This is a genomic window from Tardiphaga sp. 709, from assembly GCF_032401055.1.
GTDB lineage: Bacteria > Pseudomonadota > Alphaproteobacteria > Rhizobiales > Xanthobacteraceae > Tardiphaga.
Window position 1 is genome coordinate 789,180 of record NZ_CP135529.1, and the last position, 26,535, is coordinate 815,714.

Genomic DNA, 26,535 nt, shown 5'->3' on the forward strand with positions numbered 1-26,535 from the left:
ACACGATCCCCGTCAATAACATACGCCCAGTGTAGGAATTAGCGCGGAATACGGCGAAACGGTGGAGGTTCTCTAACCAGCCACGCGCTGTAGGATCACGGACGCATTAGTACCGCCGAAACCGAATGAATTCGACAAGGCAATGTTGATCTCGCGCTTGCGCGGGGTCAATGCGACGAGATCGATCGCGGTTTCCACCGACGGATTGTCGAGATTGATCGTCGGCGGCGCGATGTTATCCCGAATCGCAAGCACACAGAAGATGGCCTCGACCGCACCGGCCGCTCCGAGCAGATGGCCGATCGACGACTTTGTCGATGACATCGACACTTTCGACGCGGCATTGCCGAGCAGCCGCTGAACTGCACCGAGTTCGATCTCGTCGCCGAGCGGCGTCGAAGTGCCGTGCGCATTGATGTAGTCGATGTCGGCCGCAGCAATGCCGGCGCGCTTCATCGCAGCGTTCATGCTGCGGAACGCACCATCGCCATCGGGCGTCGGTGAGGTGATGTGATAGGCATCACCCGACATGCCGTAGCCGATGATCTCGGCATAGATGCGTGCGCCCCGCGCCTTGGCATGTTCATACTCTTCGAGCACGACGACGCCGGCGCCCTCGCCCATGACGAAACCATCGCGATCCTTGTCGTAAGGCCGCGACGCTTTCTCCGGCGCTTCGTTGAAATTGGTCGACAGCGCGCGTGCTGCCGCGAAGCCGGCCATCGCCAAACGGCTGATCGGCGACTCGGTGCCGCCGGCGACCATGACATCGGCATCGCCGAGCGCGATCAGACGGCTGGCATCGCCGATCGCGTGCGCGCCGGTCGAACATGCGGTGACGACGGAATGATTGGGGCCCTTGAGGCCGTGCTCGATCGAGACATAGCCCGAAGCGAGATTGATCAGGCGGCCGGGAATGAAGAACGGCGACACTTTGCGCGGGCCGCGCTCTTTCAGAAGCAATGCAGTATCGGCAATGCCGGACAGGCCGCCGATGCCGGAGCCGATCATCACGCCGGTGGCGCAGCGATCGTCTTCATTGTCGGGGTGCCAGTTGGCATCGTCGAGCGCCTGCTTGGCGGCGCACATCGCATAGATGATGAAGTCGTCGACCTTGCGCTGGTCTTTCGGCTCCATCCACTGGTCGGGATTGAAGGTACCGCCCGTGCCGTCGCCGCGTGGAATCACACAGGCGATCTGGCTGGTGAGATCGGATACATCGAACGTATCGATCCGCTTTGCGCCGCTCTCACCGTTGAGGATGCGCTTCCAGGTCGGCTCGACGCCGCAGCCAAGTGGCGACACCATGCCAAGGCCTGTGACGACCACCCGCCTCATTGTCGTACCTCCATGGCCCATCCTTGAGCCAATGCCTTTGAGCAATGCCTACGCGTCACAGCAAGAAGCCGGTGGATCGCACAAACGCGATCCGGCCGGCTTCAAAATGTGTCGCGCGAAGGTGTCAGCTCTTTGCGTTCTTCTCGAGAAACTTGGTTGCGTCGCCGACGGTCAGAATCGTCTCGGCCGCATCGTCCGGAATTTCGCAGCCGAACTCTTCTTCGAACGCCATCACGAGCTCGACCGTGTCGAGGCTGTCAGCGCCGAGATCATCGATGAAGCTCGCGGCATCGACCACCTTCTCGGGTTCAACACCAAGGTGTTCAACCACGATCTTCTTCACTCGCTCGCCAATCTCGCTCATATCAACCTCGTGCTTGTTACATTGGGCCCGTCCGCAGACGATACGAGCCATCGTGGAGCGTTTAACTCGTTAAACCTTGCGCAGTTGCGCGTCTCTGGATTGACCCCGTCGTCCCGGACGGAGCCTCGCGAAAACGGCAGGTTCGTCCCCGCCAATATACAGGGTTTCAAATTCCTGCAATGGCCTTCTTTGCCCCACCGTTGGAGGTTCGGTTACCATACTTCATTTGGCTTGGCCACATAGCCCGGTGACTGTCCAAACCTCAATTAAATCACGACGTTGGGGTTCCCCGACGCTTAGATCATCGCCATGCCGCCATTGACATGAATCGTCTGTCCGGTGACGTAAGCCGCCTCATTTGAGCTCAGATAGACCGCAGCTGCCGCAATATCTTCCGGCGAGCCGAGACGCCCTGCCGGCACCTTGGTCAGAATCGTTTCGCGCTGCTTGTCATTGAGCACATCGGTCATCGGCGTTGCGATGAAACCGGGTGCAATGCAATTGGCCGTCACGTTGCGCTTGGCGTATTCCGCACCCAGTGTCTTCATCATGCCGATCAGGCCGGCTTTCGCCGCGGTGTAATTCCCCTGCCCGGGATTTCCGGTCACGCCGACCACCGAGGTGATGGCGATGATGCGGCCGAAGCGCTTGCGCATCATCAGCTTGGTCGCGGCGCGTGCGAGGCGGAAGGTCGCGGTCAGATTGACGTTGATCACGTCATCCCAGTCTTCGTCCTTCAACTGCACGAACAGATTATCGCGGGTGATGCCGGCATTGCTGACGAGGATGTCGAGCTGGCCCATGGCTTTCTCGGCTGACGGCACCAACTCTTCGACCTCAGCGGCGTTGGAAAGATTGCACGGCAGCACATGCGTGCGATCGCCGAGCTTCGCGGCCAGCGTTTCGAGAACCGCCTTGCGCGTTCCGGACAGCGCCACCGTCGCGCCCTGCGCATGCAAAGCCGTGGCGATGGCTTCGCCGATGCCACCGGTCGCGCCGGTCACGAGCGCCATCTTGCCTGTCAAATCGAACATCTTGTCTTCTCCTCTGGCCGCTTACGCCGAACGCGCTGCTGCGAGCGCATCCTTGGCGGCGGCAATGTCATTGGGTCCACCGACGGCGACGCCTACGGCGCCTTCGGCAATGCGTTTGACGAGCCCGCTCAGCACCTTGCCGGAGCCGACCTCAAGGAAACGCGTCACGCCCTGGCCTGCCATATAGGATACGCATTCGCGCCAGCGCACAGTGCCGGTGACCTGCTCGACCAGGCGGCGGCGGATTTCATCGGGATCCGAGATCGGCGCGGCCAGCACGTTGGATACCAGCGGCACCACCGGCTTGTTGATCGTGACCTTGGCCAACGCGTCCGCCATTACATCCGCGGCGGGCTGCATCAGGCTGCAATGGAACGGCGCCGACACCGGCAGCATCGCACGCTTGGCGCCCTTGGTCTTGGCGATCTCCAGCGCGCGTTCGACCGCAGCCTTGTTGCCGGACACCACCACCTGACCGCCGCCATTGTCGTTGGCTGCGTGGCACACTTCGCCCTGCGCAGCTTCTTCAGCCACGGCCACGGCGGTCTCGTAATCGAGGCCGAGCAACGCCGCCATGGCGCCGACGCCCACCGGCACGGCTTTCTGCATGGCCAGACCGCGGGTCCGCAGCAGGCGCGCTGCATCCGTGACGGACAGACTTCCAGCCGCCGCCAGCGCCGAATATTCGCCGAGCGAGTGGCCGGCCACGAAAGCAGCGTCCCTGGCCAGCGAGATGCCGGCCTCGGCCTCAAGCACCCGCATGGTCGCCAGCGACACCGCCATCAGCGCCGGCTGGGCGTTTTCGGTCAATTGGAGGGTTTCGGCCGGGCCATCCCAGATAATGCCGGTCAGCTTCTCGCTGAGTGCCGAATCAACCTCGTCGAATACGGCCTTGGCGGCGGGAAATGCCTCCGCCAGCGCCTTGCCCATGCCGACCGCCTGGGAACCCTGCCCCGGAAAGGTAAATGCTGCGGTCATTGACGCCCCGTCATGTTTTTTGGCTTAAACTCGTTCAAACGTGCGCCGTAAGACACTGGCACGACGGGGAATGTCAAGCCGCAGCGCCCAGGATGCACCACGATCCGGGTTCCCGCCCGCTCCCGGAATCCGCTCATTTGGCCCCTGTTTCGCTTGCCATTACTGGGAAAATCCGTATAAGGCCCCGATCCGCAGATCCCGGCCGGGAGCTGAACGGACGGTCACAGCAAAATCACACACAGGTTTGTTGCGATAGGGCCAGTTGGTCCGTCGTCCCGTGCTCCCGCCTTCTGAGCAATATCGAGTCCTTTCCATAAGGGTTCGAAGGGCTTGCCGCCGGGAAACGCGCTAACCTTGGAAAGGACAGCCATGCCTCTTTATGAGCATGTATTTCTCGCACGTCAGGATGCGAGCGCACAGCAGGTCGAAGACCTCACCACCCAGATGACCGGCATCGTCGAAGGTCTCGGCGGCAAGGTCGTGAAGATGGAAAACTGGGGCGTGCGCTCCCTGACCTATCGCATGAACAAGAATCGCAAGGCGCACTTCGTGCTGATGAATCTCGATGCCCCGTCCGCGGCGGTCACCGAGATCGAGCGCCAGGAGCGCATCAGCGAAGACGTCATCCGTTATCTGACCGTCCGCGTCGAAGAGCACGAGGAAGGTCCGAGCGCCATGATGCGCAAGGCTGATCGCGATCGTGAGCGCGACGACCGCGGCGGTGGCTTCCGTGGCGACCGCGAAGGCGGCGGTTTCCGTGGCGACCGTGAAGGCGGTGGCTTCCGTGGTGATCGTGGTCCGCGTCGTCCGCGTGACGACGAAGCAGCATCGGTTGAGGAGTAAGAATAATGGCTGAAGCTGGTGCACGTCGTCCGTTTTTCCGCCGTCGCAAGACCTGCCCGTTCACAGGTCCGAACGCGCCGAAGATCGACTACAAGGATTCCAAGCTGCTGATGCGTTACGTCTCCGAGCGCGGCAAGATCGTGCCGAGCCGCATCACTGCCGTCTCCGCCAAGAAGCAGCGTGAACTCGCCCGCGCCATCAAGCGCTCGCGTTTCCTCGGTCTGCTCCCCTACGTTATCCGCTAAGGCGGTTTTCGACCGGCGGCCTCGTGCCGCCGGTCGCTTCCATTTCTCATAAGGCTTCCGGGTCGTCCGGTCGCCGATGGTTGGGGCAAATGCCTCTAACCGCTCAAAGGGGGCGGGACAGCTGATGATCGCAAGTCTTCTCATCGCGTTTGCCGCCGGCGCTGCCTCAGCGCTGATGTTCGCCTCGATCATTTCGGGCGCGTTGATCTCCCTTTTGCTGTTCTATCTCGCGCCGCTGCCCTTGATGGTGGCCGCTCTCGGCTGGGGTCCGGTGACTGCTGCCATCGGCGGCATCGCAGCCGGCACCTCGCTCGGCCTGCTGTTCGGCATGCCCTATCTTGCCGCCTTCGTCTTCACCGTGGCCCTGCCCGCCTGGTGGCTCGGCCATCTCGCATTGCTCGGCCGTCCAGTGACTGCAGAAGTGCCGGGCGTGAATGGCGCGGCCGCGACACCGCCCGTGGTCGAATGGTATCCGGTCGGCCGTATGCTGCTATGGACAGCGGGTTTCGCCGCATTCACAACCATGGGCGCGCTGCTGACCCTCGGCACCGATGGCGACACTATCGTCTCGGCGCTGCGCCGCGCTCTGACCCGCATCCTGGGATCGCGCGGCGGCGCTGGCGACTCCGAACAGGTCATCAATGCGCTGGTGACGATCGCGCCGGCTGCTGCCGCCATCGTCGCGATCATGACACTGACGCTCAATCTCTGGCTCGCCGGCCGCATCATCGTGACATCGGGCCGGCTGAATCGGCCGTGGCCGGAGCTGAAATCCGCAGCACTGCCGCCGATGACGATGGTCGCGCTGTGTCTGGCCATCGCGCTGTCTTTCATAGGCGGCATCGTCGGCATCTTTTCGCAGATTGTCACCTCGGCGCTGATGATGGCCTATGCCCTCACCGGCTTCGCCGCGCTGCATACGCTGACCATGGGCATGAAAAGCCGCGTGATGGTGCTGGGCCTGACCTACGCCATGGTGCTCGTCCTCGGCTGGCCCATCCTCACCATGGTTGGCCTCGGCCTCGCCGATGCCTTCTTCGGATTTCGCCAACGTTTTCTCGCACGCAAGCCACCTTCTTCGACGGTGGCCTGACCCACTCACCTCAACTCAACACCTGCTCAACACTTAAAGGAGAACGATCATGGAAGTCATTTTGCTCGAACGCGTCGCCAAGCTCGGCCAGATGGGCGAAGTCGTCCGCGTCAAGGACGGCTACGGCCGCAACTTTCTGCTGAAGCGTGGCAAGGCGCTGCGCGCCACCGCCGACAACCGCGCCAAGTACGACGGCATGAAGGCTGACCTCGAAGCCAACAACATCAAGGCCAAGGCGGAAGCCACCACGGTTGCTGAGAAGATCGACGGCCGCAACGTCGTCATCATCCGTCAGGCATCGGAAACCGGTCAGCTGTTCGGCTCGGTGTCGGTGCGCGACATCATCGCCACCTTCGAGGCTGACGGCGTCACCTTCGCCCGCAGCCAGGTACTGCTCGACGCGCCGATCAAGACCATCGGCCAGCACAAGATCTCGATCGCCGTGCATCCTGAAGTCGAAGTCAGCGTCAGCGTCACCGTTGCCCGTTCGGCCGACGAAGCCGAGCGCATCAACCGCGGCGAAGACATCTCGAGCCGTCAGGAAGATCAGGACGCAGCCGCCGAAGCACTCGCCGCCGCCGGCGAGTTCTTCGATCCGGACGCACAGGGCAACGCCGAAGAAGACAACGGCTAAGTCCACACGACGCTTCTGCTCAAACGAGAAAAGCCCGGCCAGATTGGCCGGGCTTTTTTGTATCGTCACTCAAACGACGGCTGATCTACTACTGCGAGATCGGCGGCACCGGCGAGCCTGACGAGGCCGGAGGCGCCGGTGGTGCAGCCGACGCCGGAGGCGGTGGTGGCGGCGCGGCCGGTGTCGGCGAAGGCGCGGCTGGGGCCACAGAAGTCGGCGCGGGCGCTGGCGGAGTTGCGGGAGGCACGACCGCTGGCGGCGGAGCTGCGGCTGGCGGAGGCGCTGGAGCCACAGGTGCCGGGGCCGGCGTTGCTGCGGGCGGAGACGCAGGGGCTGCCGGCGCAGGAGGCACCGGCTCGGCTGGCGCCGGACGGCTTTCCCCTTCAGGCGCCTTCGGTGCCGGCGTGACCGACGGAACGGGATCTGGACGAAGTGCCGGCGTCTCAGGCTTGGCTTCTGGCTTCGCCTCAGGCTTGCTCTCTTCCGCGGGCTTCGCAGGCTCGGTCTTGGCCGGCTCCGGCCGGGGCTCAGCCTTCGGCTCAGACTTGGGTTCAGCCTTCGGCTCAGACTTGGGTTCGACCTTGGGCTCGTCCTTCACAGGTTCGGCCTTCGGCGGCTCTTCCTGATGGCGGCGTCCCTTCTTGCCAAGCTTCTGCTTCTGCGCGGGACGCTCTGCTTCGGCGGCAGCCGGCGACTGTGCGTCTACGGGCTTGGCCGCATCGGGCTTCGCTTCGGGATTGTCTGTCGCCGGGCGGGCCTGTCGCCGCGCATTGCGGCCCTGGCGCGTGCCGGGCTCGGCCTGCGCTGGTGCAACATCCGCATCGGGCTTGGCGGCCTCCTGCGGACGGAGCCGGCGGCCCGGCGGCGGAGCCTCGGGCGGCGGCGCTGCACTGGGCTTGGCATCGGCCGGGGCCGGCTTCTGCTCGGTCGTGAGTTCACGGCCCTGACGCGTCAGGTTATCCCCGGCCGGGCGGCGGTCGGCCGCCCCGTTGGACACGACATAAGCGGCCATCGACGCCGCCATATCTGTACTTGTGGTGTAGTGCTGGCGCAGGAAGGCAGGCAACTGACCGGGCGCCACCGTCTTCAGCAGCCCGCGCGGACTTTTATGGCAGACGGCACAGCCGCCCGCGAAAATCTGGGAGGGTGACTTTCCGGCTTCGAGATTTTGGGCCTGTGCCGGGACTGCCGCGAAGCTAATCAGGAGCATCACCGTCGCTAAACTGAGCGCTCGGCTCAACATTTCAATCTCCTGATGTGGCTAGCTTAATCACGCGGATCACCTTGTATCCGATTGTGACGTGAATGGAAGCATCGACATATCGCAACGATGTGATCGGAACAATCGGGATAGCGGCATTGCAGCGTGCGCATTGGCACATGCGGTGCACCACTACTATCTTCTACTCAAGAGCTAGGGAGACAGTTGATCTCGTGCACGGCGGGAAGATACGCTGCTGCTTCGGCTCGCGCGTGATCGGATCATTGGGGTGATTTCGATGGACCGTCTGTTACGATTCTTCCTGAGTCAGTACATTCGCCGAGGGGCAATAACCTTCACCACCGCCTCCGGCCAACAATTCACCTTCGGTGATGGCTCCGGGCCTCCCGTCTCTGCCCGCTTCGTCACTAAAGCCGCCCAACGCCGACTACTTCTCGATCCCGAACTGGCACTCGGCGAGATATTCATGGACGGGCTCCTTGTTATGGAGCGTGGCACCATTGCCGACCTGCTCGCCATCGCCCTGAACCAGCCCGACCTGGCGCCCCGCTGGGCCAAGCTGCAATGGTGGCTCCGCTACGTCCTGCGCCACGCTCAGCAGTTCAATCCCCGCAAGCGCTCCCGCAACAACGTTGCCCATCACTACGATCTGGACGCCCGGCTCTACTCATTATTTCTGGATGCCGACAAGCAATATAGCTGTGCCTATTTCGAAGGACCGGACGCGACCCTGGACGACGCCCAGCTCGCCAAGAAGCGCCACCTCGCGGCCAAGATGCTCATCGAAAAAGGTCAGCGCGTACTCGACATCGGCTCCGGCTGGGGTGGGCTTGGGCTCTATCTGGCAGAGATGACCGGCGCCAATGTCACCGGCGTTACGCTGTCCACCGAACAGCTGCAGGTCGCCAATGCCCGGGCCGGCGAGAAAAACCTCAAAGACCGCGCGAAATTCCTGCTCGAGGACTATCGCGACATCCCCGGTCCATTCCACCGCATCGTCTCCGTCGGCATGTTCGAACATGTCGGCGTCGACCATTACGACACCTACTTCAAGCGATGCGCAGAACTCCTGACCGAGGACGGTGTCATGGTGCTGCACTCCATCGGTCGCCCTGAGGGACCCGGCATCACCAATCCATGGGTCGCCAAGTACATTTTCCCCGGGGGCTACATCCCTGCTCTGTCGGAAGTTCTCCCGGCGATCGAACGGGCCGGGTTACTGGTCTCGGACATCGAAATCCTGCGGCTGCATTATGCCGAGACGCTCAAGGCATGGCGCGAGCGCTTCATGGCACGACGCGAGGAAGCCGTGCGGCTCTATGACGAGCGCTTTGCGCGGATGTGGGAGTTCTATCTGGCGGCGTCCGAAATGTCGTTTCGCATGCAGAACGTGATGAACTTCCAGATCCAGCTGACCAAACGTCAGGACGTGGTGCCGTTCACGCGCGATTATATCGGGCGGGAGGAAGATCGGCTTCGAGCCAAGGAACGGACCCAGCAACCGCGTCTGCAGATTGCCGGCGAATAGGCTGATTTAGTGCTGGAATAGGAGCGTCGCCTGCCGGCGGCGCAAGACAGGCCGTGGCCGCAAAATGGCGGGGCGCTGGAGGCGCGCTTTGACGGCGGAGAGCGCTTTCGTATCGCATGGGACATTTTCGAGCTGCGCGGTGCGCTCGAACGTGTCGATCAGCGTGGACAACCACGCAGAACCGTCGGTTCCGGCAGCCTGAGTTCCGGCATCGGGATGCTGGTGACGCTGGCCCATGGATCTATCCTTCGCCTCTTCTTCTTCTGAAGCCAACGCCCGGCTCCCCGTGGGGTTCCGGCACTGCCGTGCCTGCCAGCGGCTGGCTCTCTTATAAGTGCGAGAGATCGCCATCCGGTTCAGGCGCGGGGCGCAATTTTTCCGGGTTCCTTAAGCAATGATTCAGACCCCTCCCCTTGCTGCAACCAAAGCGTCAAGCGCAATGCGCGCGACCGGCCGGAATTCCCCCGCCTTGATGTGTGAATCGTGCATAAGGCCGCTTCGTCCTTCCACTCGGAGACCGTCAGGCGCTTAGTCGCCGACGCCCGCGTGACCACGCCGTTCATCCGCCCAATTCGGAAGACCCAATAGAGACCATGGCCGCATTCGATTCTGAACGTTCTCAAGCTCACCCCCGAGGCCGGCACCCCGGCCTATCGGTCGGCCCCGCACAATATCGAGGCGGAACAGGGCGTGCTGGGCGCGATCCTGGTTAATAACGACGCCTTCTACCGGGTCTCGGACTTCCTCAAGGCCGAGCATTTCTTCGAGCCGATCCACCAGACCATCTTCGAAACGGCCGCTGCCATCGTGCGCGCCGGCAAGATCGCCACACCCGTGACGCTGAAGACCTTCTTGCCGACCGACACCGATCTCGGCGGCATGACTGTAGGCCAGTATCTCGCCCGCCTGGCCGCCGAAGCCACCACCATCATCAATGCGCAGGATTACGGCCGCACGATCTATGAACTGGCGATCCGCCGCCAGCTGATCAATGTCGGCGAGGACATGGTCAACGTCGCCTATGACGCGCCGGTGGACTTCGCTCCCCGCGCCCAGATCGAGGACGCCGAGCGCCGGCTGTATGAGCTGGCCGAAGCTGGCCGCTATGACGGCGGCTTCCAGCGCTTCTCCCAGGCGATGACCACCGCGCTCGACATGGCCGCCAACGCCTATCAGCGTGACGGCAAACTGTCGGGCATCTCCAGCGGATTGCGCGACCTCGACGCCCGCATGGGCGGATTGCAGCGCTCCGACTTGATCGTGCTCGCCGGACGTCCTGGCATGGGCAAGACCTCGCTCGCCACCAACATCGCCTACAACATCGCCGCCGCCTATCAGTCCGAAGTGCAGCCCGACGGCAGCATGAAGACCATCAATGGCGGCGTCGTCGGCTTCTTCTCCTGCGAAATGTCCGCCGAACAGCTCGCCACGCGTATTCTCGCCGAGCAGACCGAGATTTCCTCCAGCGCGATCCGCCGCGGCGGCATCACCCAAGCCGAATTCGACAAGATCCGCGACTACACCATCAAGCTGCAGAACCTGCCGCTTTACGTCGACGAAACCGGCGGCCTGTCGATCTCGCAGCTCACCGCCCGCGCCCGCCGCCTGAAGCGGCAAAAGGGCCTCGACGTCATCATGGTGGACTACATCCAGCTGTTGCAGGGCTCGGGCAAACGCTCCGACAACCGCGTGCAGGAAGTCACCGAGATCACCACCAGCCTCAAGGCGCTGGCGAAGGAATTGAACTGCCCGGTAGTGGCGCTGTCGCAGCTCTCGCGTCAGGTCGAAAATCGTGAAGACAAGCATCCGCAGCTGTCCGACTTGCGTGAATCCGGGTCGATCGAGCAGGACGCCGACGTGGTGGTCTTCGTGTATCGCGAGGAATACTATCTGCAGGCCAAGGAGCCGCGACTCGGCACTCCCGAACACGAGAAATGGCAGCTCGAGATGGATCTTGCGCACGGCAAGGCCGAAGTCATCATCGCCAAGCAGCGTCACGGCCCCACAGGCACCGTCGACCTGCAGTTCGAAGGCCAGTTCACCCGCTTCAGCGATCTCGCCGGTGGCGCCCAGTTCCGCGCCCCGCAGGAATGACGCGCGTGCGGTTGAACCGTCTCTGACGCGCGCATATTGTGCGGCGCAGAATTCGATCGTGTGATCCCATCACAGGATCCCTGTGCCAGGACATTTCGATGAACAGCGTCTCCGACCCGAAACCAACAACTCCCGCCGACATGGAGTTGCCGGCAGACGCCAGCGGCATGCTGACCATCGACCTCGACGCCATAGTCGCCAATTGGCGCAAGCTCGAAAAACACGGCGTGCCTGCCGAATGCGGCGCGGCGGTGAAGGCAGACGCCTATGGCTGCGGCATCATCCCCGTGGTGCGCGCGCTGGCGAAGGCGGGCTGCAAGACCTTCTTTGTCGCGACCTTCGACGAAGCTCGCGCCGCCCGCGCGGCCGCGCCCGACGCGGCGATCTATCTGCTGAACGGTTTTCCGCCGAATTCCGGCGATGCGCTGGCCGCCATCAATGTGCAGCCCGTGATCGGCGATCTCAACGAACTTGCCGAATGGGACATGTTCTGCCGCCGAACCGGCTGGAAGGGTGGCGCGGCCGTGCACATCGACACCGGCATGAACCGGCTCGGCCTCGGCCTGGTCGACGTCCAGGGCCTGATCCCGCGCCTCGGCTCGCGCGATCACGGCTTCACGCTGGTGATGAGCCACCTCGCCTGCGCCGAACAACTGCATAATCCGATGAACGCCCGGCAATATTCCAGTTTCCGCGAGGCTTCCTCGCTGTTCCCCGGCGTGCCTGCATCCCTAGCGAATTCGTCGGGCATCTATCTCGGCGCGGCCTATCAGTTCGATCTGGTGCGTCCGGGTGCTGCGCTCTACGGCGTCAATCCGACGCCGGAAGCCGACAACCCGATGGCACCTGTGGTCGATCTCAAGGTGCGCATCCTGCAGACCCGCAGTGTCGAGCGCGGCGACAGCGTCGGCTACGGTGCCACCTGGGTGGCGCGGCGTCCGACCAAGCTCGCAATCATCGCGGCCGGCTATGCCGATGGTTATTTCCGCGCGGCCGGCAGCAGCGACGGCACCCGCGGCGCCGAGGTCATCATCGCCGGCCAGCGCTGCCAGATCGCCGGCCGCATCTCCATGGATCTGCTCGCGGTGGACATCACCGACCTGCCCCACAACGCCGCCCGCCGCGGCCATCTGGCGACGCTGATCGGCGACGGCATCACCGTCGACGAGCTCGCGCATCACTACGGCTCCATCGCCTATGAGGTGCTGACCAGCCTCGGCCGACGCTACCTGCGGGTCTATAAGGGCGGCGACGGCACCGCCGCGGCAGAGCCCGCTGCCGCGTCCTAGACGTTGACCTTGAAGCTGAGCTCGATCTCGGAGGCCGGCAGGCCGCCGCGCACACCCCAGTTTTCCAACGGCTGTTCGTTCAACACCATCTTGATCTCGAGTTCCGGAACGCCGAGCGCCGCAAGGTTCTGCACGATCGTCTTGTAAAGGCTACGCTTGGCCTCGATGGAGCGGCCGGCGAACATCGTGATCTCGACCCGGGTGAAGCGCTGCGAGCGCCCGGTCGGAACGATGCGCTGCGTGTCGCTATAGGTGTCCACCGTCACGTCGCGGTCCCAGTCGGGAATTTTGAGCGCCGCCAGCATCGCCGACTGCACGGCCTCGATGATCTCGATCTCGCGGCCCCGCGCCCATTCTCCGGTGACAATTCTTGTGACTGGCATCGCCCTCTCCCATCGGATCGGTTGCACCTACACGACTGGAGCGCTCTTGTACGTCCCGCGCTTGGAGAGTCGCGGCTTGAACTTCATCTTCGTCTGCACGGTCGGCCTCATCGCCGGCACCATTTCCGGGATCGTCGGCACCGGCTCATCGATCATGCTGATGCCGGTGCTGGTCTGGCAGTTCGGCCCGAAGGAAGCCGTGCCGATCATGGCGGTCGCCGCCGTAATGGCCAACCTGTCGCGCATCCTCGCCTGGTGGCGTGAGGTCGACTGGCGCGCCACCGCCGCCTATTCGCTCACCGGCATTCCAGCTGCAGCCCTGGGCGCACGCACGCTGCTGGTGCTGCCGTCGCATGTGGTCGATCTCACCATCGGACTGTTCTTCATTGCCATGGTGCCGCTGCGCCACTGGCTGGCGCGGCGCTCCTTCACTATCAGCCTGTGGCAACTCGCGCTTGGCGGCGCGATCATCGGCTATCTAACCGGCATCGTCGTCTCCAGCGGTCCACTCAGCGTGCCGCTGTTTCTGTTTTACGGCCTCGCCAAGGGCGCCTTCCTCGCCACCGAAGCCGCGAGTTCGCTCGGCCTGTATCTCAGCAAGTCTGGCACCTTCCAACGGTTTGGCGCGCTCGATCTCGACGTGCTTGTGAAAGGCCTGATCGCCGGCGCCTCGCTGATGGCCGGCGCGTTCATCGCCAAACGCTACGTACTGAAACTGAGCGTCGAGACGTTCCGCTTGGTCATGGACGGGATCATGCTTCTGGCGGGCGCAAGCATGGTGCTGTCGGGCATGGCGCTGATCTAGGGCGTGTACTCACAAATCGCGGTAAGTATGTCCGCTACCCCGCGAGTTGCAGGCTCAAGCCGGACAGCAGGCCGTTGGGTGCTGCGCTGTTTAAAGTTGTATCTATTACTTAGAAGCACGTGCAACTGATGTTCATAGATGGCGATCAACCAGCAACAGGTATTAGTATCTCGCGAGTCCGCATTTCCAACGTGCGCAGTGCAACATAATCCTTTGCCTCGCCACGTACAGTAATGCCAACATTTCCAACCTATTATTAAGGTTCGTCATCCACGCTAAAATCCGGAATTTCATTTGTTTCATTTGTAACGACTACGTGGACGCTTCATGCGCGCGTTCTATGGAAGACTGGCCCGGCTGCCAGGATTTTCATTGGTGGTGCTCGGCGTCTTCTTTGCGACGTCGATCATCGTTGTGTTTTTGGTGGATCTGCAGGCGCGCCATCATGCGGCCCTCGCTGAGGCAAAAAAAGCGGCACTGAACATCGCCGAGATTCTCGCCGAACACACGGCGCTGACCTTTGAGAGTATCGATCGAACACTGCTCGAGGCCGAGAGAATTCGCGAAGATAGTCTCTCGGGAAAGTATGCAACGCCCGAAGCCGCAAATACCGCCTTGCGTCTTCTCAAGAAGGCCTCATCGATCGTCGTTGCTGTCGGCTGGACAGATGCCGCCGGTAACCTTCTGGCGCATTCCTACGATCGCACGCCGCCGCGAAGCAATATCTCCGACATGTTGCACTTCACCGCTCAACGCGATCAGGCCGATGGCCGGCTGTTTATTGCGCCCCCCTATCCCTCGGCTGTCACCGACAAATGGTTGACGGCGGCGTCGCGCCGGTTAAGCAACGCCGACGGCAGCTTCGCAGGAGTTGTAACTGCACCACTCGACCCGACCCATTTCACGCAGGTCTATCGCGCGATCGATGTCGGCAGGGGCGGATCCGTGCTGTTGCTGCATCGCGCGGGCACGGGGCGGGTTCTTGCGCGAGAGCCCGCGAGAAAAGGAGCCATCGGAAAATCTTTCGCGGATAGCCCGCTCGTCTCCGAATATCTGCCAAAATCGGAAGCGGGCTCCTACGAGACGATAGGCGTTATCGACGGCATCGCGCGCCTCGCGGGATACAAGGCTGTGCCCGGACTGCCGCTGGTCTTGGTCATCACATATGCCCGCAGCGAGGTGCTGGGACCGTGGCGCCAGCATCTTTACCTGGTAGGCCCGCTCGTCGCCATGATCGTTGCCGTCATCTTGTTCGGCACGTTTAGGATTTTGCGCCAGACGAATAGTCTCGCCGTGAAAACTAGGATTCTGGAACGAACGAACATGCAGTTCGATGCCGCCTTGAGCAACATGTCGCTAGGGCTCTGCCTGTTTGACGCGAACAAGAATCTGGTGGTTTCGAATGGCCGCTTCCGCGAGATGTATGGTTTCCCGGAAGAACTCGTCAGGCCCGGAACACCCTTGTCTCTCATGCTGCAGGCCCTCAAAGATCGCGGAAAGCACGATTTGTCCATCGAGGGGGACGTTGAGGAGATTCCGACGAAGCAAAAGCAGATTTTTATGTCTGCCGACGGTCGCGTGATTTTAATTCAACGCAGGCCGATTGCGGATGGCGGATGGGTCGCAACCCATGAAGACATCACCGAGCAGAAACGCGCACAGCGATTATTGACTGATAAAGCTGCTGAACTCGAGCGGATCAACATGCGCTTCGACGCCGCGATGAACAACATGTCGCAGGGTCTTTCGCTGTTTGATGGAGAGCAGAGGATCATTCTTTCAAATGCGCGTTATGCGGAAATCTATCACCTCAGCGAGGAACAGGTGAAGCCAGGGACAACGCTGCGGCAAATCATTGAATATCGCCGGGCGAATAGAACAAATTGCGAAATGGCTGCGGACGTCCTTGTCGACGCCAAACTGAAACTGGAGAAAGAAGTTCAGGAGCTTGTCGATGGGCGCCTCATTTCGATGACGCGCCATCTGATGCCGAACGAGGGTTGGCTGGCGACTCATGAGGATGTCACGGCGCAAAAACACAGGGAGCAATTGCTGGCCGCGAAAGCCGTGGAGCTGGAGCAGACGAACGAACGCTTCGACATTGCACTGACCAACATGTCGCAGGGTCTCTGCATGTTCGACGGAGCAAAACGGCTCGTTGTCTGGAATGATCGTTATGCGGAATTGTACCAGTTGCCTGCGGCTTTGTTGAAAGTCGGGACGCCACATGAGGCTATCATCGCCGATCGCGTCTCTCGTGGCATTCTCAAGGGCGGGACGAGCGAACCAGCCATCAGGAAAAAAATAGCTGAATTGGACCAGCATTCGACAGATTCAAGCTCGGCCAGGGTCGATGAACTTGCGGATGGGCGATTGATACTCGTCACCCGACAGCCAATGAAAGACGGCGGTTGGGTTGCAACGCATGAAGATATCACCGAACGGAGGCGCGCAGAGGCCGAGATCGTTCATCTGGCGCGTCACGATGCGCTCACGGGACTTGCCAATCGAACACTGTTTACCGAGAAACTTGAGGAGGCGAGCCAGCGTCTTGGCCGCCATGACGATGGCTTTGCCGTGGTCATGCTCGACCTCGATAGATTCAAGACCGTCAACGACACGCTGGGACATCCCGCTGGGGATCGCTTGCTTGTTGAGTTCGCTCAACGGCTGAAATCATCGACTCGCGAAACCGATGTGCTGGCCCGCCTTGGGGGTGACGAGTTTGCGATCATCCAGGACGGAGGCCCCAATCCGCAGGAAGGTGCAATCGTGCTTGCCCTCAGGATCATCGATGCCATTGCTCAGCCATTTGATCTCAACGGCCACCAGGCCAGCATCGGGATCAGCATTGGAATTGCCCTCGCTCCGGAACAGGGCGTCGATCCCGAGGACCTGTTGAGAAAAGCAGATCTCGCGCTCTACGACGCCAAGACGGGCGGGCGAAACGATTTCCGCCTGTTCCAGTCCGAAATGATCGAGGCTGCCCACTCGCAGAAGATATTGGCAAACGAACTGCGGGACGCGATCGCGAGAAATGAATTCGAGGTGCACTACCAGCCGGTGGTTGACGCCAAGACGCGGCAGATCCGCGGTGCTGAGGCGCTGGTCCGCTGGCGGCATCCGTCGAAAGGGCTCATCGCTCCCGATCAATTTATTCCGCTCGCGGAAGCGACGGGGCTGATCCTTCCTCTTGGCGAGTGGATCCTGCACCAGGCTTGCACAGATGCAGCGTCGTGGCCGGCTCACCTCAAGATCATGGTCAACATCTCTGCGGTTCAAGTCAGTAAGGGAAAGCTGCTCGACGTCATGCTGGATACTCTAATGGAGACGGGTCTTTCGCCTGAACGGCTGGAGTTGGAAATTACAGAGACGGCTCTTCTTGAGAACGCGACGGCGCATCTGGGGACGATACGGCAGCTGAAGAATCTCGGTATCTCCATCGCGCTCGATGATTTTGGCACTGGTTATTCAACGGCGAGTTATTTGACCAATTTCCCGTTCGACAGGATCAAGATCGACAAATCCTTCGCACAAGGCGCTCCCAATCGTCGCGATTGCGCAGCGGTGGTGTCCTCGGTGCTTGCGCTGGCCCGTGGTCTTGGCATCGCAACGACGGCCGAGGGTGTCGAGACCGAAGAGCAATTTGAATATCTGCAGGCTGCAGGCGTAGACCTCGTCCAGGGCTTTCTGTTCGGTCGGCCCGTCCCGCTCTCCGAATTCGACCTCGATGCGGCAGTTTCATTTGGAAATGGTGCTGCTGACGGCGAATTGTGCGCAGAGGTCATCACCGCAGGGAGATGACCGCCGCGTTTCAAACGGCGATCAAGTAGGCCACGCCGCTGCTGCAACGAAGCGCGACATCGGCCACAGCTCCGGAAGCGCCATTCGGATTTGGCTACGCGCTTATGAGTCCACGCCCTGGTTCGTCGGGACGCAGCGTCAGCACCGACACGCCGGAAGCTGTCACGGCAACGGTGTGCTCGAATTGCGCGGACAGCGACCCATCTCTGGTCACAACACTCCAACCGTCATCCATGGTTCTCACACTCCGCCGGCCGCGATTGAGCATCGGCTCGATCGTGAAAACCATCCCCTCACGCAGCGCGAGGCCCGTCCCTGGCTTTCCGAAATGCCTAACCTGCGGGTCCTCATGCATCTCCCGGCCGATGCCGTGACCGCAATATTCACGCACCACGGAATAGCCGTTGCGCCTGGCATGTCGTTCGATCGCCCAGCCGATGTCTCCGAGCCGCGCACCCGGACGAACCGCCCGGATGCCCATCCACATGGCCTCATAGGTGGTCTCGACCAGCCTTCTGGCGGCCGGCTTCACTTCACCAACGAGATAGGTCTTGCTGGAGTCCGCGATGTAACCGTTCTTCTCGAGCGTGATGTCGAAATTGACGATGTCGCCGCCGCGAAGCACGTGCGATTGCGATGGAACGCCATGGCAGACCACATCGTTCACCGACGCATTCAACACGAAACCGTAGCCATATTGGCCCTTGCTTGCGGGTCGGGCCTGGAGATCGTCGACGATGAACCGCTCGACCATTTCATTGACCTGAAGCGTCGAGAGGCCGGCGAGCGAGCTACGATCCAACAGCCCGAAGACGGACGCCAGCAGCCGCCCGGATTCGGCCAGCAACGCCAGTTCCTCGGGCCGCTTCGTCATGCTGCGCTAACAGCCAGCGGCTGAGCCGAAACGCCTGCGGAGCTGAGTTCACGCGCCATGATCTCGTTGAAACTGAGCGTCGGATTGGTCTCGCACAACATGCCGATCTTGATCCAATAGGCGGCCTGCGCGTTGATCGAACGCAACGAGACTGTGCTCGCTTTGCGCACCTGATCGTGCAGATCGTCATCGATGTTCACAATGCCCACAGGGACCTCGATATATGATTCGTATATGAAACATATATTCTCGACATACGTGAAAGCCAAGAGCGATTTGTCCTGACTGCCGCGACTGCCCTCCCCCAAACGCAAATCGGCCGCCCTGAGGCGGCCAATCGCAGTCCTGAAAATCTGAGCTACCGCGGCTTAGTGGCCGTATCCGTAGCTTGAGCCGAAGCTGAAGCCGCGATTGCAGGTCGAGCAGCCCTGCTGCACCGGTGCGTAATAGACCTGCGCCGGAGCGACCATCTGGACGCGCTGCTGCGTGGCATATTGTGCCGGGATGCGCTCGTAATCGACGCGCGCAGGCGCAACCATCACGGTCTTCGGCACCATCACCGTCTCGTACTGCGCCGGCGTGCGGCGCGCGACGGTGCGGCCGGGAGCCACCATCACCGTCTCTTCGACAGTGCGATACTGCGGCGGCACCACCTGCTGCTGATAGCAAGTCTGGCACGGCGGCGGTGTGTAGCAGTTATAGCAACCCGCCGAGGCCGCATTGGGCATCGCCATTCCGGCGACAGTGGCGAACATCGCAGCAGCAATCAATTTTGTCATGATGAGACCCCGTGGCGAGCTTGTTTGAAATGGGTTCGTATCGCTTTGATGCGCGACACTTAGCCAAGCACCACCACCGGTCAACGCGGTCCTGATATTTACCTTGATGAACGTGCTTAAGATTTGATGACGGCAACATATGAGGATGCCAAGGCAGGCACAGCTGCACTGCGCCTGGATTCACCGCAGAGCGCGACGTGAGATCAATCGGCCTCTGCAGCCAACCTAATAGCCGTCGCGAGGCAGCCCGAAGAGGTGCTCGAACACACTCGGTTGGCGAACCACCCATTGGCCCGGTTCGCCCGTTCTCAAATCCCGCACATAACGCGGCGGCGCTTCCACATAGTAAAGCGGCGGCGGCGCGCGAATGCCGGTATCCATTGTGATGGGATAGCGCGCCGTGCCGGCGCGATAGCGCGCATCGCGGTAGTCAGAGGCAAGTACCGGCGTCGCCAGCGTCGCCGCACCCAGCACGATCATCAAAATACGCACGGCACACCTCACGCTGACGTCACTGCGGTGAGGCTATCGAGCGGAGGTTAATGAAGGATTCGTCGCATGGCAGTTCCACGCGAGCTCCTGCGCGGAATGAATTAGACTCGTGAAGCGCTGGACTGCGGCTCAGCTGGTTGGTCGAGCAGCCTCGATTCCTTACCAGTGCTTGCATCTGGATTCTGCTCTCGGCGCGTCTACCGAGCGTAAGCAATCGCCAAGCTGAAGAAGGACCGTTGCAGAGGCTGCACCTCCGGCATCGCCGCGGCAAAGGCGATCCAGGCCGACATTGCCGACCAGCTCTCGCGCGTCGGAATTTTTGGCAACCGAATAGACCTTGCCCATGTGCCGGTCGATGCGTCCCCCCGGCGAGGCTGGCGACCCCTTCGAGAAGAAACTTGCAAATGCCCCGTTCAACCGCGTAGACCAAGAGAACAAACCAAAAACAACCACAGCCGCGATTCCTTCCGCCAATGGCCAAGAACCTCCTCTCCTTCGTCTGCCAGAATTGCGGCGCCGCCTATAACAAGTGGCAGGGCAAGTGCGACGCCTGCGGCGAGTGGAATGCGCTGGCCGAGGAGGACACCACCGGCGTCACCACGATTCCGGTCAGCGCGCGCTCCAAGCGCAAGGGGCGCACCTTCAATCTCGAAAGCCTGACTGGCCAGAGCAACGATGCGCCGCGCATAGCCTCGGGGATGGGCGAGCTCGACCGCGTCACCGGCGGCGGTTTCGTGCGCGGCTCGGTGCTCTTGATCGGCGGCGATCCCGGCATCGGTAAATCGACCTTGCTGACCCAGGCCACCAGCCTGATGGCGCGCGCCGGCCATCGCGTCGTCTATATCTCCGGCGAAGAAGCCGTGGCGCAAGTGCGGCTGCGCGCGTCGCGTTTGGGCCTCGCGGACGCCTCGGTACAGCTCGCGTCCGAAACCTCGGTCGAAGATATCGTCGCCACGCTGTCCGAAGGCACGGTACCGCGGCTGATCGTGATCGACTCGATCCAAACCATGTGGACCGACACGGTGGAATCCGCGCCCGGCACCGTCACCCAGGTCCGCGCCTCGGCGCAGGCGCTCATTCGCTTCGCCAAGAAATCCGGGGCCACTATCATCCTGGTCGGCCATGTCACCAAGGACGGCCAGATCGCCGGGCCTCGTGTCGTCGAGCACATGGTCGATGCCGTGATGTCGTTCGAGGGCGAAGGCTCGCAGCAGTTCCGCATCCTGCGCGCGGTGAAGAACCGCTTCGGCCCGACCGACGAGATCGGCGTGTTCGAGATGACGGGGCTCGGCCTGCGCGAGGTCTCCAACCCCTCCGAGCTGTTCCTGTCCGATCGCGATCTCGGCTCGCCGGGCACCGCCGTCTTCGCCGGCATGGAGGGCACCCGTCCGGTGCTGGTGGAACTGCAGGCTCTGGTTGCGCCGACGACTTTGGGCACGCCGCGCCGCGCCGTGGTGGGTTGGGATTCCTCCCGGCTGTCCATGGTGCTGGCCGTGCTGGAGGCCCATTGCGGGGTCAAGCTGTCGGGCTACGACGTCTATTTCAACGTCGCCGGCGGATTGCGCATCAACGAGCCCGCCGCCGACATGGCCGCGGCCGCAGCACTGGTGTCGTCGCTGTGCAACGCCCCGCTGCCCACCGACGCGGTCTATTTCGGCGAAATCTCGCTGTCCGGCGCGGTGCGCCCGGTGGCGCAGACATCGGCGCGGCTGAAAGAGGCGGCAAAACTCGGCTTCGGCCGCGCAGTGCTGCCGGAATCGGCGCGCGGCGATCCCGGCGGCGATGCCGGACTGTCCCTCAATACCATCGGCGGCCTGACCTCGCTGGTCGCCGATATCGCTGCCCGCGGCGTCAAACCCACGCGCGACAACAGCAAAAGCACAGATGCCGAGAAAAATACCGTACCGGCGCGATTCAAGCGCCAGGACGGCTGACAGCGACGTGACCTGTGCTGCTGCGGCCGCTATAGAATGCGCGCGCGACAGACTGCGCAGATGTGCAACACGCTCCGTTAAGGCACTCTGCCGAAAGCGGAACAATGGTGTGATCAGGTGTGCTCTTGCGGCCGATAGCGGTTTTCCGGCCTTGCGAGACGTGCCATATCACCGTCACCTGAAGCGGCAGCCTGTGCCGATCTCGCGGTTTCTGATTCACGAGCGGACCTGACCAGCCGATGCCGATCACGATTCTCGACCTTGTCCTGCTCGGCGTCATGCTGATCTCCGGCCTGCTGGCCATGGTCCGCGGCTTCATGCGCGAAATCCTGTCGATCGCGGCCTGGGGCGCGGCGGCGCTGGTCACGCTGTTTGCTTTCCAGAAGCTGCTCCCGACCGCTAAAACTTATTTCAACAACGATACCGTCGCCAGCATCGTGGTGGTGGCCGGCGTGTTCATCGGCACGCTGATCGTGGTCTCGATCATCACCGTCCGCATCTCCGATATGATCCTGGATTCGCGCATCGGCGCGCTGGACCGCACCCTGGGCTTCCTGTTCGGCCTCGCCCGCGGCCTCCTGATCGTGGTCGTCGCCTTCCTGTTCTTCTCCTGGCTGGTACCGGACAAGCAGCGTCCGGACTGGGTCACGGGTGCAAAATCGCGCGTCGTTCTGCAAGGAACCGGCGATTGGCTAATGGCACTCTTGCCGGATGACCCTGAAAACACCATCTTGAAGAGGTTCAAGAAAAACAAACCCGATGAGGATACGACCGACGCCGAGCCCGCAGCGCCCGGCGCCGCGGATGGCTATTCCAAACCTGCCCGCGACAGCCTGAAAAAGCTGATCGATGGCAAACCGGCGGGACGCTAGGCGTTCTTAGTTTCTCGCGACACCTGAAAGGCGCGATGGATCCGATGCAGAGCCCTTCCGACGACGCGAGCACCACCATGCGAAATCCCGATCTTGACGGCGACATGCTCCGCGAAAAATGCGGTGTATTTGGTATCTACGGCCATCCCGATGCGGCGGCGATCACCGCGCTCGGTCTCCACGCCCTCCAGCATCGTGGCCAGGAAGCGGCCGGCATCGTCGCCTTCGACGGCAAGCGTTTCCATTCCGAACGTCGCCTCGGCCTCGTCGGCGACACCTTCTCCCGCCGCGAAGTGATCGAGCGTCTGCCTGGGACCGCCGCCGTCGGCCACACCCGCTACTCCACCACGGGCGAAACCATTCTCCGCAACGTCCAGCCGCTATTCGCCGAACTCAATGCCGGCGGTTTTGCAGTGGCCCATAACGGCAACCTCACCAACGGTCTGACCCTGCGCCGCGAGCTCGTGAAGAACGGCGCGATGATGCAGTCGACCACCGATACCGAGGTGATCCTGCACCTCGTCGCGCATTCCAAGCGCAACCGTTTCATCGACCGCTACATCGAAGCCCTGCGCGCCATCGAAGGCGCCTATGCGCTGGTGTCGCTGACCAACAAGAAGCTGGTCGGCGCCCGTGATCCGCTCGGCATCCGCCCGCTGGTGCTGGGTGAACTTGACGGCTCGCCGATCCTCGCCTCGGAAACCTGCGCGCTCGACATCATCGGCGCCAAGTACATCCGCGACATCGAGCCTGGCGAAGTCATCGTGTTCGATGAGAACGGCGCGCAGAGCCACAAGCCGTTCGCGCCGCAAGCGCCGCGCCCCTGCATCTTCGAATATATCTACTTCGCACGTCCGGACTCGATCGTCGGCGGACGCTCGGTTTACGACACCCGCAAGGCGATGGGCGAACAGCTCGCCCGCGAGACCCATGTGGAAGCCGACGTGATCGTGCCGGTGCCGGACTCCGGCGTGCCTGCCGCGATCGGCTATTCCCGCGCCTCGGGCGTGCCGTTCGAACTCGGCATCATCCGCAATCACTATGTCGGCCGTACCTTCATCCAGCCGACCCAGAGCGTGCGCGAACTCGGCGTGCGCATGAAACATTCGGCCAACCGCGCTGCCATCGAAGGCAAGCGCATCGTGCTGATCGACGACAGTCTGGTGCGCGGCACCACTTCGAAGAAGATCGTCAAGATGATGCGCGACGCCGGCGCCAGGGAAGTCCACTTCCGCATCGCCTCGCCGCCGATCACCCATCCCGACTATTACGGCATCGACACGCCGGACCGCGCCGGCCTGTTGGCCGCCACGCACACGCTGGAAGAAATGCGCGACCTCATCGGCGCGGATTCACTGGCCTTCGTCTCGGTCGACGGCATCTACCGCGCCATGGGCGAACCCGGCCGCGATCCCGCCCATCCGAAATTCGCCGACCACTGCTTCACCGGCGACTATCCGACCCCGCTCACCGATATGAGCGAGATCGATGCCCCGCGGCAGCTCTCGCTGCTGGCGGAAGCGAGCTGAGCGCAGTCTTATCGGGTGTCATCCCCGCGAAAGAGGGGATCCATAGCCACGATCTAATTTGTTTGGCTCTGGATTAGACACGACCACCTTTCCGCATCATAACCCTCCCGTGTATGGATCCCCGCCTTCGCGGGGATGACGCCTGAGATTTATGAGCCGCGCCATGACCCTTCCCCTCGCCTCCCGCATCGCCCTCGTCACCGGCGCCTCGCGCGGCATCGGCTACGCCACCGCGCTGGCGCTGGCCAAGGCCGGCGCGCACATCGTCGCCGTGGCGCGCACCCAGGGCGGCCTCGAGGAACTCGACGACGCGATCCGCGCCGAGGGTGGCGGCAGCGCCACGCTGGTTCCGCTGAACATCACCGACCTCGACGGCCTGTCGCGCCTCGGCGCCGCTTTGCATGAGCGTCATGGCAAGCTCGATATTCTGGTCGGCAATGCCGGCGTCGCCGGCCCGTCGTCGCCGCTCGGCCATATCGAGCTGAAGGCCTGGAACGACACCATGGCCACCAACCTCACCGCGAACTTCCAGCTCATCCGCTGCATGGAGCCGCTGCTGCAGCAGTCCAACGCGGGCCGCGCCGTGTTCCTCACATCCGGCACCGCCAGCAAGGCCTCCGCCTATCGCGGCCCCTATGCCGTCTCCAAGGCCGCGCTGGAAACATTGGTGCGCGTCTGGGCCAACGAGACCGCCACGACGAAGATCCGCGTCAACCTGTTCAACCCCGGCCCAATCCGCACCCACATGCGCGCCATCGTGATGCCCGGCGAAGATCCCGAGACACTCGATACACCGGCGCAGGTCGCAGAGCACATCGTGCCGTTGTGTCTGCCATCCTGGACGGAGACCGGGAAGTTCGTCGACTACAAAACCGGCAAGGTGATGGGCTTTCATCCGCCGTCGTGACGATTTCGTAGAACGACCCTCACTCCGTCATGGCCGGGCAAAGCGCGAAGCGCGGCTTCGCTAGATGTCCCGGCCATCCACGTCCAACGTTGCGGCCGAGGAGTGGACGCCCGGAACAAATCCGGGCATGACGACCGAGAGTGCACAGGATTGACTCTTCCCAATCTCAAGCCTTCACTCCCTCCCAAGCGGGACAACCCGCACCGACAATCAGGGAGGTCGTCATGGCGTCGCCAACTCATCGCGCGCGGTCACTGCGTGCACTTGCAACCGCAGCCCTCGCTTTCGCCGCGCTGTCCCTCGCACCTCCCTCCTCCCGCGCCGCCGATATCCCCCGCTTCGAGGTCGACGCGTCCTGGCCGAAGCCGCTGCCGAACAACTGGATCCTCGGTCAGGTCGGCGGCATCACGACCGACAAGGACGGCCATGTCTGGGTGATCCATCGCCCGCGCTCGCTGACCGATGACGAGAAAGGCGCGGCACTCAATCCGCCGCGTTCGAAGTGCTGCGTCTCCGCGCCGCCCGTGCTGGAATTCGATGCCGCCGGCAATCTGCTACGCTCATGGGGCGGGCCTGGCGAAGGCTATGAGTGGGTCGGCCGCGAGCATGGTATCGAGGTCAGCGATGACGGCTTCGTCTGGGTCGGTGGCAATCTCGACAACGACAATGCGATCCTGAAATTCACCACTGACGGCAAGTTCGTGATGCAGATCGGCAAGATCGCGCCGAGCAAGGGCAGCAACGACACCACGCAGCTCGGCAAGCCCGCCGAGACGGCCATCGACAAGGATGCCAACGAAATCTACGTCGCTGACGGCTACGGCAATCGCCGCGTCATCGTATTCGACGCCACCACCGGCGCCTACAAGCGGCACTGGGGCGCCTATGGCAACAAGCCGAATGACGACAAGCAGGCGGCTTACGACCCGAACGCGCCGGTGGCACAGCAATTCGGCAATCCCGTGCATTGCGTGAAGCTCGCCAATGACGGCCTTGTCTATGTCTGCGACCGCATCAATAACCGCGTGCAGGTGTTCAAGAAAGACGGCAGCTTCGTGAAGGAGTGGTTCTACGAAAAGGCCACGCTTGGAAATGGCGCGGTTTGGGATCTCGCGGTGTGGCCCGACCCGAAACAGAGCTGGCTCTTGACCGCCGACGGCGAGAACAACGAGATCCGCGTCATCAATCGCGACGATGGCAAGGTCGTCGGCACCTTCGGCAGAAATGGCCGCCAAGCCGGCCAGTTCCACTGGATTCACGCCATGGCTGTCGATGCCAAGGGCAACGTCTATACAGCCGAAGTCGACACCGGAAAGCGCATCCAGAAGTTCAGGCTGGTCTCGGATGCGCTGAAGTAATCATCGCGACAAGTTATAATCAGACCGACGGGTTCTGGTCCCGATGACGCGTGCCCCATGCTGATGCATGCGAACAATGGAGCTGTCCATCATCTGGACAGCCGCATTGTTCGCGCTCCCGGTTTGGGAATTTGAA

25 protein-coding genes are annotated in these 26,535 nt (G+C 62.2%); 14 read left to right on the plus strand and 11 right to left on the minus strand.

Annotation, left to right across the window (positions count from 1 at the left end; all coding sequences use genetic code 11):
• Window positions 1–72 precede the first annotated feature (72 nt).
• The 4 genes from fabF to fabD form a co-directional block, all read right to left on the minus strand.
• Window positions 73–1,338, minus strand: a complete 1,266-nt coding sequence (gene fabF, locus RSO67_RS04155; RefSeq protein ID WP_315842482.1) for a beta-ketoacyl-ACP synthase II — start codon at window positions 1,336–1,338, stop codon at window positions 73–75.
• A gap of 124 nt (window positions 1,339–1,462) precedes the next feature.
• Window positions 1,463–1,702: an acyl carrier protein gene (locus RSO67_RS04160; protein WP_006020277.1), complete on the minus strand. Its 240-nt coding sequence runs from the start codon at window positions 1,700–1,702 to the stop codon at window positions 1,463–1,465.
• Window positions 1,703–1,998: 296 nt separating this feature from the next.
• Entirely contained in the window at window positions 1,999–2,736 is a 738-nt protein-coding gene (fabG, locus tag RSO67_RS04165) for a 3-oxoacyl-[acyl-carrier-protein] reductase (RefSeq protein WP_315842483.1), read from the minus strand.
• A gap of 21 nt (window positions 2,737–2,757) precedes the next feature.
• Window positions 2,758–3,714 (minus strand): ACP S-malonyltransferase, encoded by a 957-nt coding sequence (fabD, locus tag RSO67_RS04170; protein WP_315842484.1) that lies wholly within the window; start codon window positions 3,712–3,714, stop codon window positions 2,758–2,760.
• Window positions 3,715–4,083: 369 nt separating this feature from the next.
• Between fabD and rpsF the strand changes: the two genes are divergently transcribed.
• The 4 genes from rpsF (at window position 4,084) to rplI (ending at window position 6,529) form a co-directional block, all read left to right on the plus strand.
• On the plus strand, window positions 4,084–4,557 hold the full coding sequence (gene rpsF, locus RSO67_RS04175) for a 30S ribosomal protein S6 (RefSeq protein ID WP_068731054.1): 474 nt from the start codon (window positions 4,084–4,086) through the stop codon (window positions 4,555–4,557).
• Between the two features lie 5 nt (window positions 4,558–4,562).
• Window positions 4,563–4,802, plus strand: coding sequence for a 30S ribosomal protein S18 (rpsR, locus tag RSO67_RS04180; protein ID WP_002711478.1), 240 nt, complete (start codon window positions 4,563–4,565; stop codon window positions 4,800–4,802).
• 124 nt (window positions 4,803–4,926) lie between these two features.
• Window positions 4,927–5,895 carry a hypothetical protein gene (locus RSO67_RS04185; protein WP_315842485.1) on the plus strand — a complete coding sequence of 323 codons (969 nt, stop codon included), beginning with the start codon at window positions 4,927–4,929 and terminating at the stop codon, window positions 5,893–5,895.
• Window positions 5,896–5,944: 49 nt separating this feature from the next.
• Window positions 5,945–6,529 (plus strand): 50S ribosomal protein L9, encoded by a 585-nt coding sequence (rplI, locus tag RSO67_RS04190; RefSeq protein ID WP_089263933.1) that lies wholly within the window; start codon window positions 5,945–5,947, stop codon window positions 6,527–6,529.
• A gap of 88 nt (window positions 6,530–6,617) precedes the next feature.
• On the opposite strand, the gene RSO67_RS04195 is transcribed toward rplI, so the two are convergent.
• Window positions 6,618–7,739, minus strand: a complete 1,122-nt coding sequence (locus RSO67_RS04195) for a hypothetical protein (protein ID WP_315842486.1) — start codon at window positions 7,737–7,739, stop codon at window positions 6,618–6,620.
• Window positions 7,740–8,028: 289 nt separating this feature from the next.
• On the opposite strand from RSO67_RS04195, the gene RSO67_RS04200 reads away from it, so the two are divergent.
• A complete protein-coding gene (locus RSO67_RS04200; protein WP_315842487.1) occupies window positions 8,029–9,279 on the plus strand; it encodes a cyclopropane-fatty-acyl-phospholipid synthase family protein in 1,251 nt (416 codons plus the stop codon).
• Window positions 9,280–9,285: 6 nt separating this feature from the next.
• Here the strand turns inward: RSO67_RS04200 and RSO67_RS04205 are convergent, their stop codons facing one another.
• Complete coding sequence (locus RSO67_RS04205; protein ID WP_315842488.1) at window positions 9,286–9,516, minus strand: hypothetical protein; 231 nt, start codon at window positions 9,514–9,516, stop codon at window positions 9,286–9,288.
• A gap of 369 nt (window positions 9,517–9,885) precedes the next feature.
• On the opposite strand from RSO67_RS04205, the gene RSO67_RS04210 reads away from it, so the two are divergent.
• On the plus strand, window positions 9,886–11,373 hold the full coding sequence (locus tag RSO67_RS04210) for a replicative DNA helicase (RefSeq protein ID WP_315844164.1): 1,488 nt from the start codon (window positions 9,886–9,888) through the stop codon (window positions 11,371–11,373).
• 98 nt (window positions 11,374–11,471) lie between these two features.
• Entirely contained in the window at window positions 11,472–12,662 is a 1,191-nt protein-coding gene (gene alr, locus RSO67_RS04215) for an alanine racemase (RefSeq protein WP_315842489.1), read from the plus strand.
• Here the strand turns inward: alr and RSO67_RS04220 are convergent.
• On the minus strand, window positions 12,659–13,045 hold the full coding sequence (locus RSO67_RS04220) for a tautomerase family protein (protein ID WP_315842490.1): 387 nt from the start codon (window positions 13,043–13,045) through the stop codon (window positions 12,659–12,661). The two genes, alr and RSO67_RS04220, sit on opposite strands and share 4 nt — an antisense overlap.
• Before the next feature lie 76 nt (window positions 13,046–13,121).
• Between RSO67_RS04220 and RSO67_RS04225 the strand changes: the two genes are divergently transcribed.
• Together RSO67_RS04225 and RSO67_RS04230 are read left to right on the plus strand one after the other, a co-directional pair.
• Complete coding sequence (locus RSO67_RS04225) at window positions 13,122–13,850, plus strand: sulfite exporter TauE/SafE family protein (RefSeq protein WP_315842491.1); 729 nt, start codon at window positions 13,122–13,124, stop codon at window positions 13,848–13,850.
• A 327-nt stretch (window positions 13,851–14,177) separates the two neighbouring features.
• Window positions 14,178–17,654, plus strand: coding sequence for a PAS-domain containing protein (locus RSO67_RS04230; protein ID WP_315842492.1), 3,477 nt, complete (start codon window positions 14,178–14,180; stop codon window positions 17,652–17,654).
• 94 nt (window positions 17,655–17,748) lie between these two features.
• Here RSO67_RS04230 and map read toward each other — a convergent pair whose 3' ends face one another.
• The 4 genes from map to RSO67_RS04250 form a co-directional block, all read right to left on the minus strand.
• The gene (gene map, locus RSO67_RS04235) at window positions 17,749–18,528 is read right to left on the minus strand and encodes a type I methionyl aminopeptidase (RefSeq protein WP_315842493.1); all 780 of its coding nucleotides are present in this window, start codon (window positions 18,526–18,528) and stop codon (window positions 17,749–17,751) included.
• Window positions 18,525–18,737, minus strand: a complete 213-nt coding sequence (locus RSO67_RS04240) for a ParD-like family protein (protein ID WP_315842494.1) — start codon at window positions 18,735–18,737, stop codon at window positions 18,525–18,527. The genes map and RSO67_RS04240 overlap by 4 nt, the downstream gene beginning before the upstream one ends.
• Window positions 18,738–18,896: 159 nt before the next feature.
• The gene (locus RSO67_RS04245) at window positions 18,897–19,256 is read right to left on the minus strand and encodes a hypothetical protein (protein WP_315844165.1); all 360 of its coding nucleotides are present in this window, start codon (window positions 19,254–19,256) and stop codon (window positions 18,897–18,899) included.
• Between the two features lie 276 nt (window positions 19,257–19,532).
• Window positions 19,533–19,799: a hypothetical protein gene (locus RSO67_RS04250; RefSeq protein ID WP_315842495.1), complete on the minus strand. Its 267-nt coding sequence runs from the start codon at window positions 19,797–19,799 to the stop codon at window positions 19,533–19,535.
• Between the two features lie 473 nt (window positions 19,800–20,272).
• Here RSO67_RS04250 and radA point away from each other — a divergent pair, with 473 nt between their 5' ends.
• The 5 genes from radA (at window position 20,273) to RSO67_RS04275 (ending at window position 26,399) form a co-directional block, all read left to right on the plus strand.
• Window positions 20,273–21,733, plus strand: a complete 1,461-nt coding sequence (gene radA / locus RSO67_RS04255; protein ID WP_315842496.1) for a DNA repair protein RadA — start codon at window positions 20,273–20,275, stop codon at window positions 21,731–21,733.
• A 239-nt stretch (window positions 21,734–21,972) separates the two neighbouring features.
• Window positions 21,973–22,605 (plus strand): CvpA family protein, encoded by a 633-nt coding sequence (locus RSO67_RS04260; RefSeq protein WP_068731040.1) that lies wholly within the window; start codon window positions 21,973–21,975, stop codon window positions 22,603–22,605.
• Window positions 22,606–22,640: 35 nt separating this feature from the next.
• Window positions 22,641–24,134, plus strand: a complete 1,494-nt coding sequence (gene purF / locus RSO67_RS04265) for an amidophosphoribosyltransferase (protein ID WP_081421779.1) — start codon at window positions 22,641–22,643, stop codon at window positions 24,132–24,134.
• 163 nt (window positions 24,135–24,297) lie between these two features.
• Window positions 24,298–25,041 carry an SDR family NAD(P)-dependent oxidoreductase gene (locus RSO67_RS04270; RefSeq protein ID WP_315842497.1) on the plus strand — a complete coding sequence of 248 codons (744 nt, stop codon included), beginning with the start codon at window positions 24,298–24,300 and terminating at the stop codon, window positions 25,039–25,041.
• 224 nt (window positions 25,042–25,265) lie between these two features.
• On the plus strand, window positions 25,266–26,399 hold the full coding sequence (locus RSO67_RS04275) for a hypothetical protein (RefSeq protein ID WP_315842498.1): 1,134 nt from the start codon (window positions 25,266–25,268) through the stop codon (window positions 26,397–26,399).
• Window positions 26,400–26,535: the final 136 nt, after the last annotated feature.

Excerpts from the sequence above, each read along its gene's own strand:
- fabF (WP_315842482.1), bottom strand. The coding sequence starts at position 1,338 with ATGAGGCGGGTGGTCGTCACAGGCCTTGGCATGGTGTCGCCACTTGGC.
- RSO67_RS04160 (WP_006020277.1), bottom strand. The coding sequence starts at position 1,702 with ATGAGCGAGATTGGCGAGCGAGTGAAGAAGATCGTGGTTGAACACCTT.
- fabG (WP_315842483.1), bottom strand. The coding sequence starts at position 2,736 with ATGTTCGATTTGACAGGCAAGATGGCGCTCGTGACCGGCGCGACCGGT.
- fabD (WP_315842484.1), bottom strand. The coding sequence starts at position 3,714 with ATGACCGCAGCATTTACCTTTCCGGGGCAGGGTTCCCAGGCGGTCGGC.
- rpsF (WP_068731054.1), top strand. The coding sequence starts at position 4,084 with ATGCCTCTTTATGAGCATGTATTTCTCGCACGTCAGGATGCGAGCGCA.
- rpsR (WP_002711478.1), top strand. The coding sequence starts at position 4,563 with ATGGCTGAAGCTGGTGCACGTCGTCCGTTTTTCCGCCGTCGCAAGACC.
- RSO67_RS04185 (WP_315842485.1), top strand. The coding sequence starts at position 4,927 with ATGATCGCAAGTCTTCTCATCGCGTTTGCCGCCGGCGCTGCCTCAGCG.
- rplI (WP_089263933.1), top strand. The coding sequence starts at position 5,945 with ATGGAAGTCATTTTGCTCGAACGCGTCGCCAAGCTCGGCCAGATGGGC.
- RSO67_RS04195 (WP_315842486.1), bottom strand. The coding sequence starts at position 7,739 with ATGCTCCTGATTAGCTTCGCGGCAGTCCCGGCACAGGCCCAAAATCTC.
- RSO67_RS04200 (WP_315842487.1), top strand. The coding sequence starts at position 8,029 with ATGGACCGTCTGTTACGATTCTTCCTGAGTCAGTACATTCGCCGAGGG.
- RSO67_RS04205 (WP_315842488.1), bottom strand. The coding sequence starts at position 9,516 with ATGGGCCAGCGTCACCAGCATCCCGATGCCGGAACTCAGGCTGCCGGA.
- alr (WP_315842489.1), top strand. The coding sequence starts at position 11,472 with ATGAACAGCGTCTCCGACCCGAAACCAACAACTCCCGCCGACATGGAG.
- RSO67_RS04220 (WP_315842490.1), bottom strand. The coding sequence starts at position 13,045 with ATGCCAGTCACAAGAATTGTCACCGGAGAATGGGCGCGGGGCCGCGAG.
- RSO67_RS04230 (WP_315842492.1), top strand. The coding sequence starts at position 14,178 with ATGCGCGCGTTCTATGGAAGACTGGCCCGGCTGCCAGGATTTTCATTG.
- map (WP_315842493.1), bottom strand. The coding sequence starts at position 18,528 with ATGACGAAGCGGCCCGAGGAACTGGCGTTGCTGGCCGAATCCGGGCGG.
- RSO67_RS04245 (WP_315844165.1), bottom strand. The coding sequence starts at position 19,256 with ATGCCCAATGCGGCCTCGGCGGGTTGCTATAACTGCTACACACCGCCG.
- radA (WP_315842496.1), top strand. The coding sequence starts at position 20,273 with ATGGCCAAGAACCTCCTCTCCTTCGTCTGCCAGAATTGCGGCGCCGCC.
- RSO67_RS04260 (WP_068731040.1), top strand. The coding sequence starts at position 21,973 with ATGCCGATCACGATTCTCGACCTTGTCCTGCTCGGCGTCATGCTGATC.
- purF (WP_081421779.1), top strand. The coding sequence starts at position 22,641 with ATGGATCCGATGCAGAGCCCTTCCGACGACGCGAGCACCACCATGCGA.
- RSO67_RS04270 (WP_315842497.1), top strand. The coding sequence starts at position 24,298 with ATGACCCTTCCCCTCGCCTCCCGCATCGCCCTCGTCACCGGCGCCTCG.
- RSO67_RS04275 (WP_315842498.1), top strand. The coding sequence starts at position 25,266 with ATGGCGTCGCCAACTCATCGCGCGCGGTCACTGCGTGCACTTGCAACC.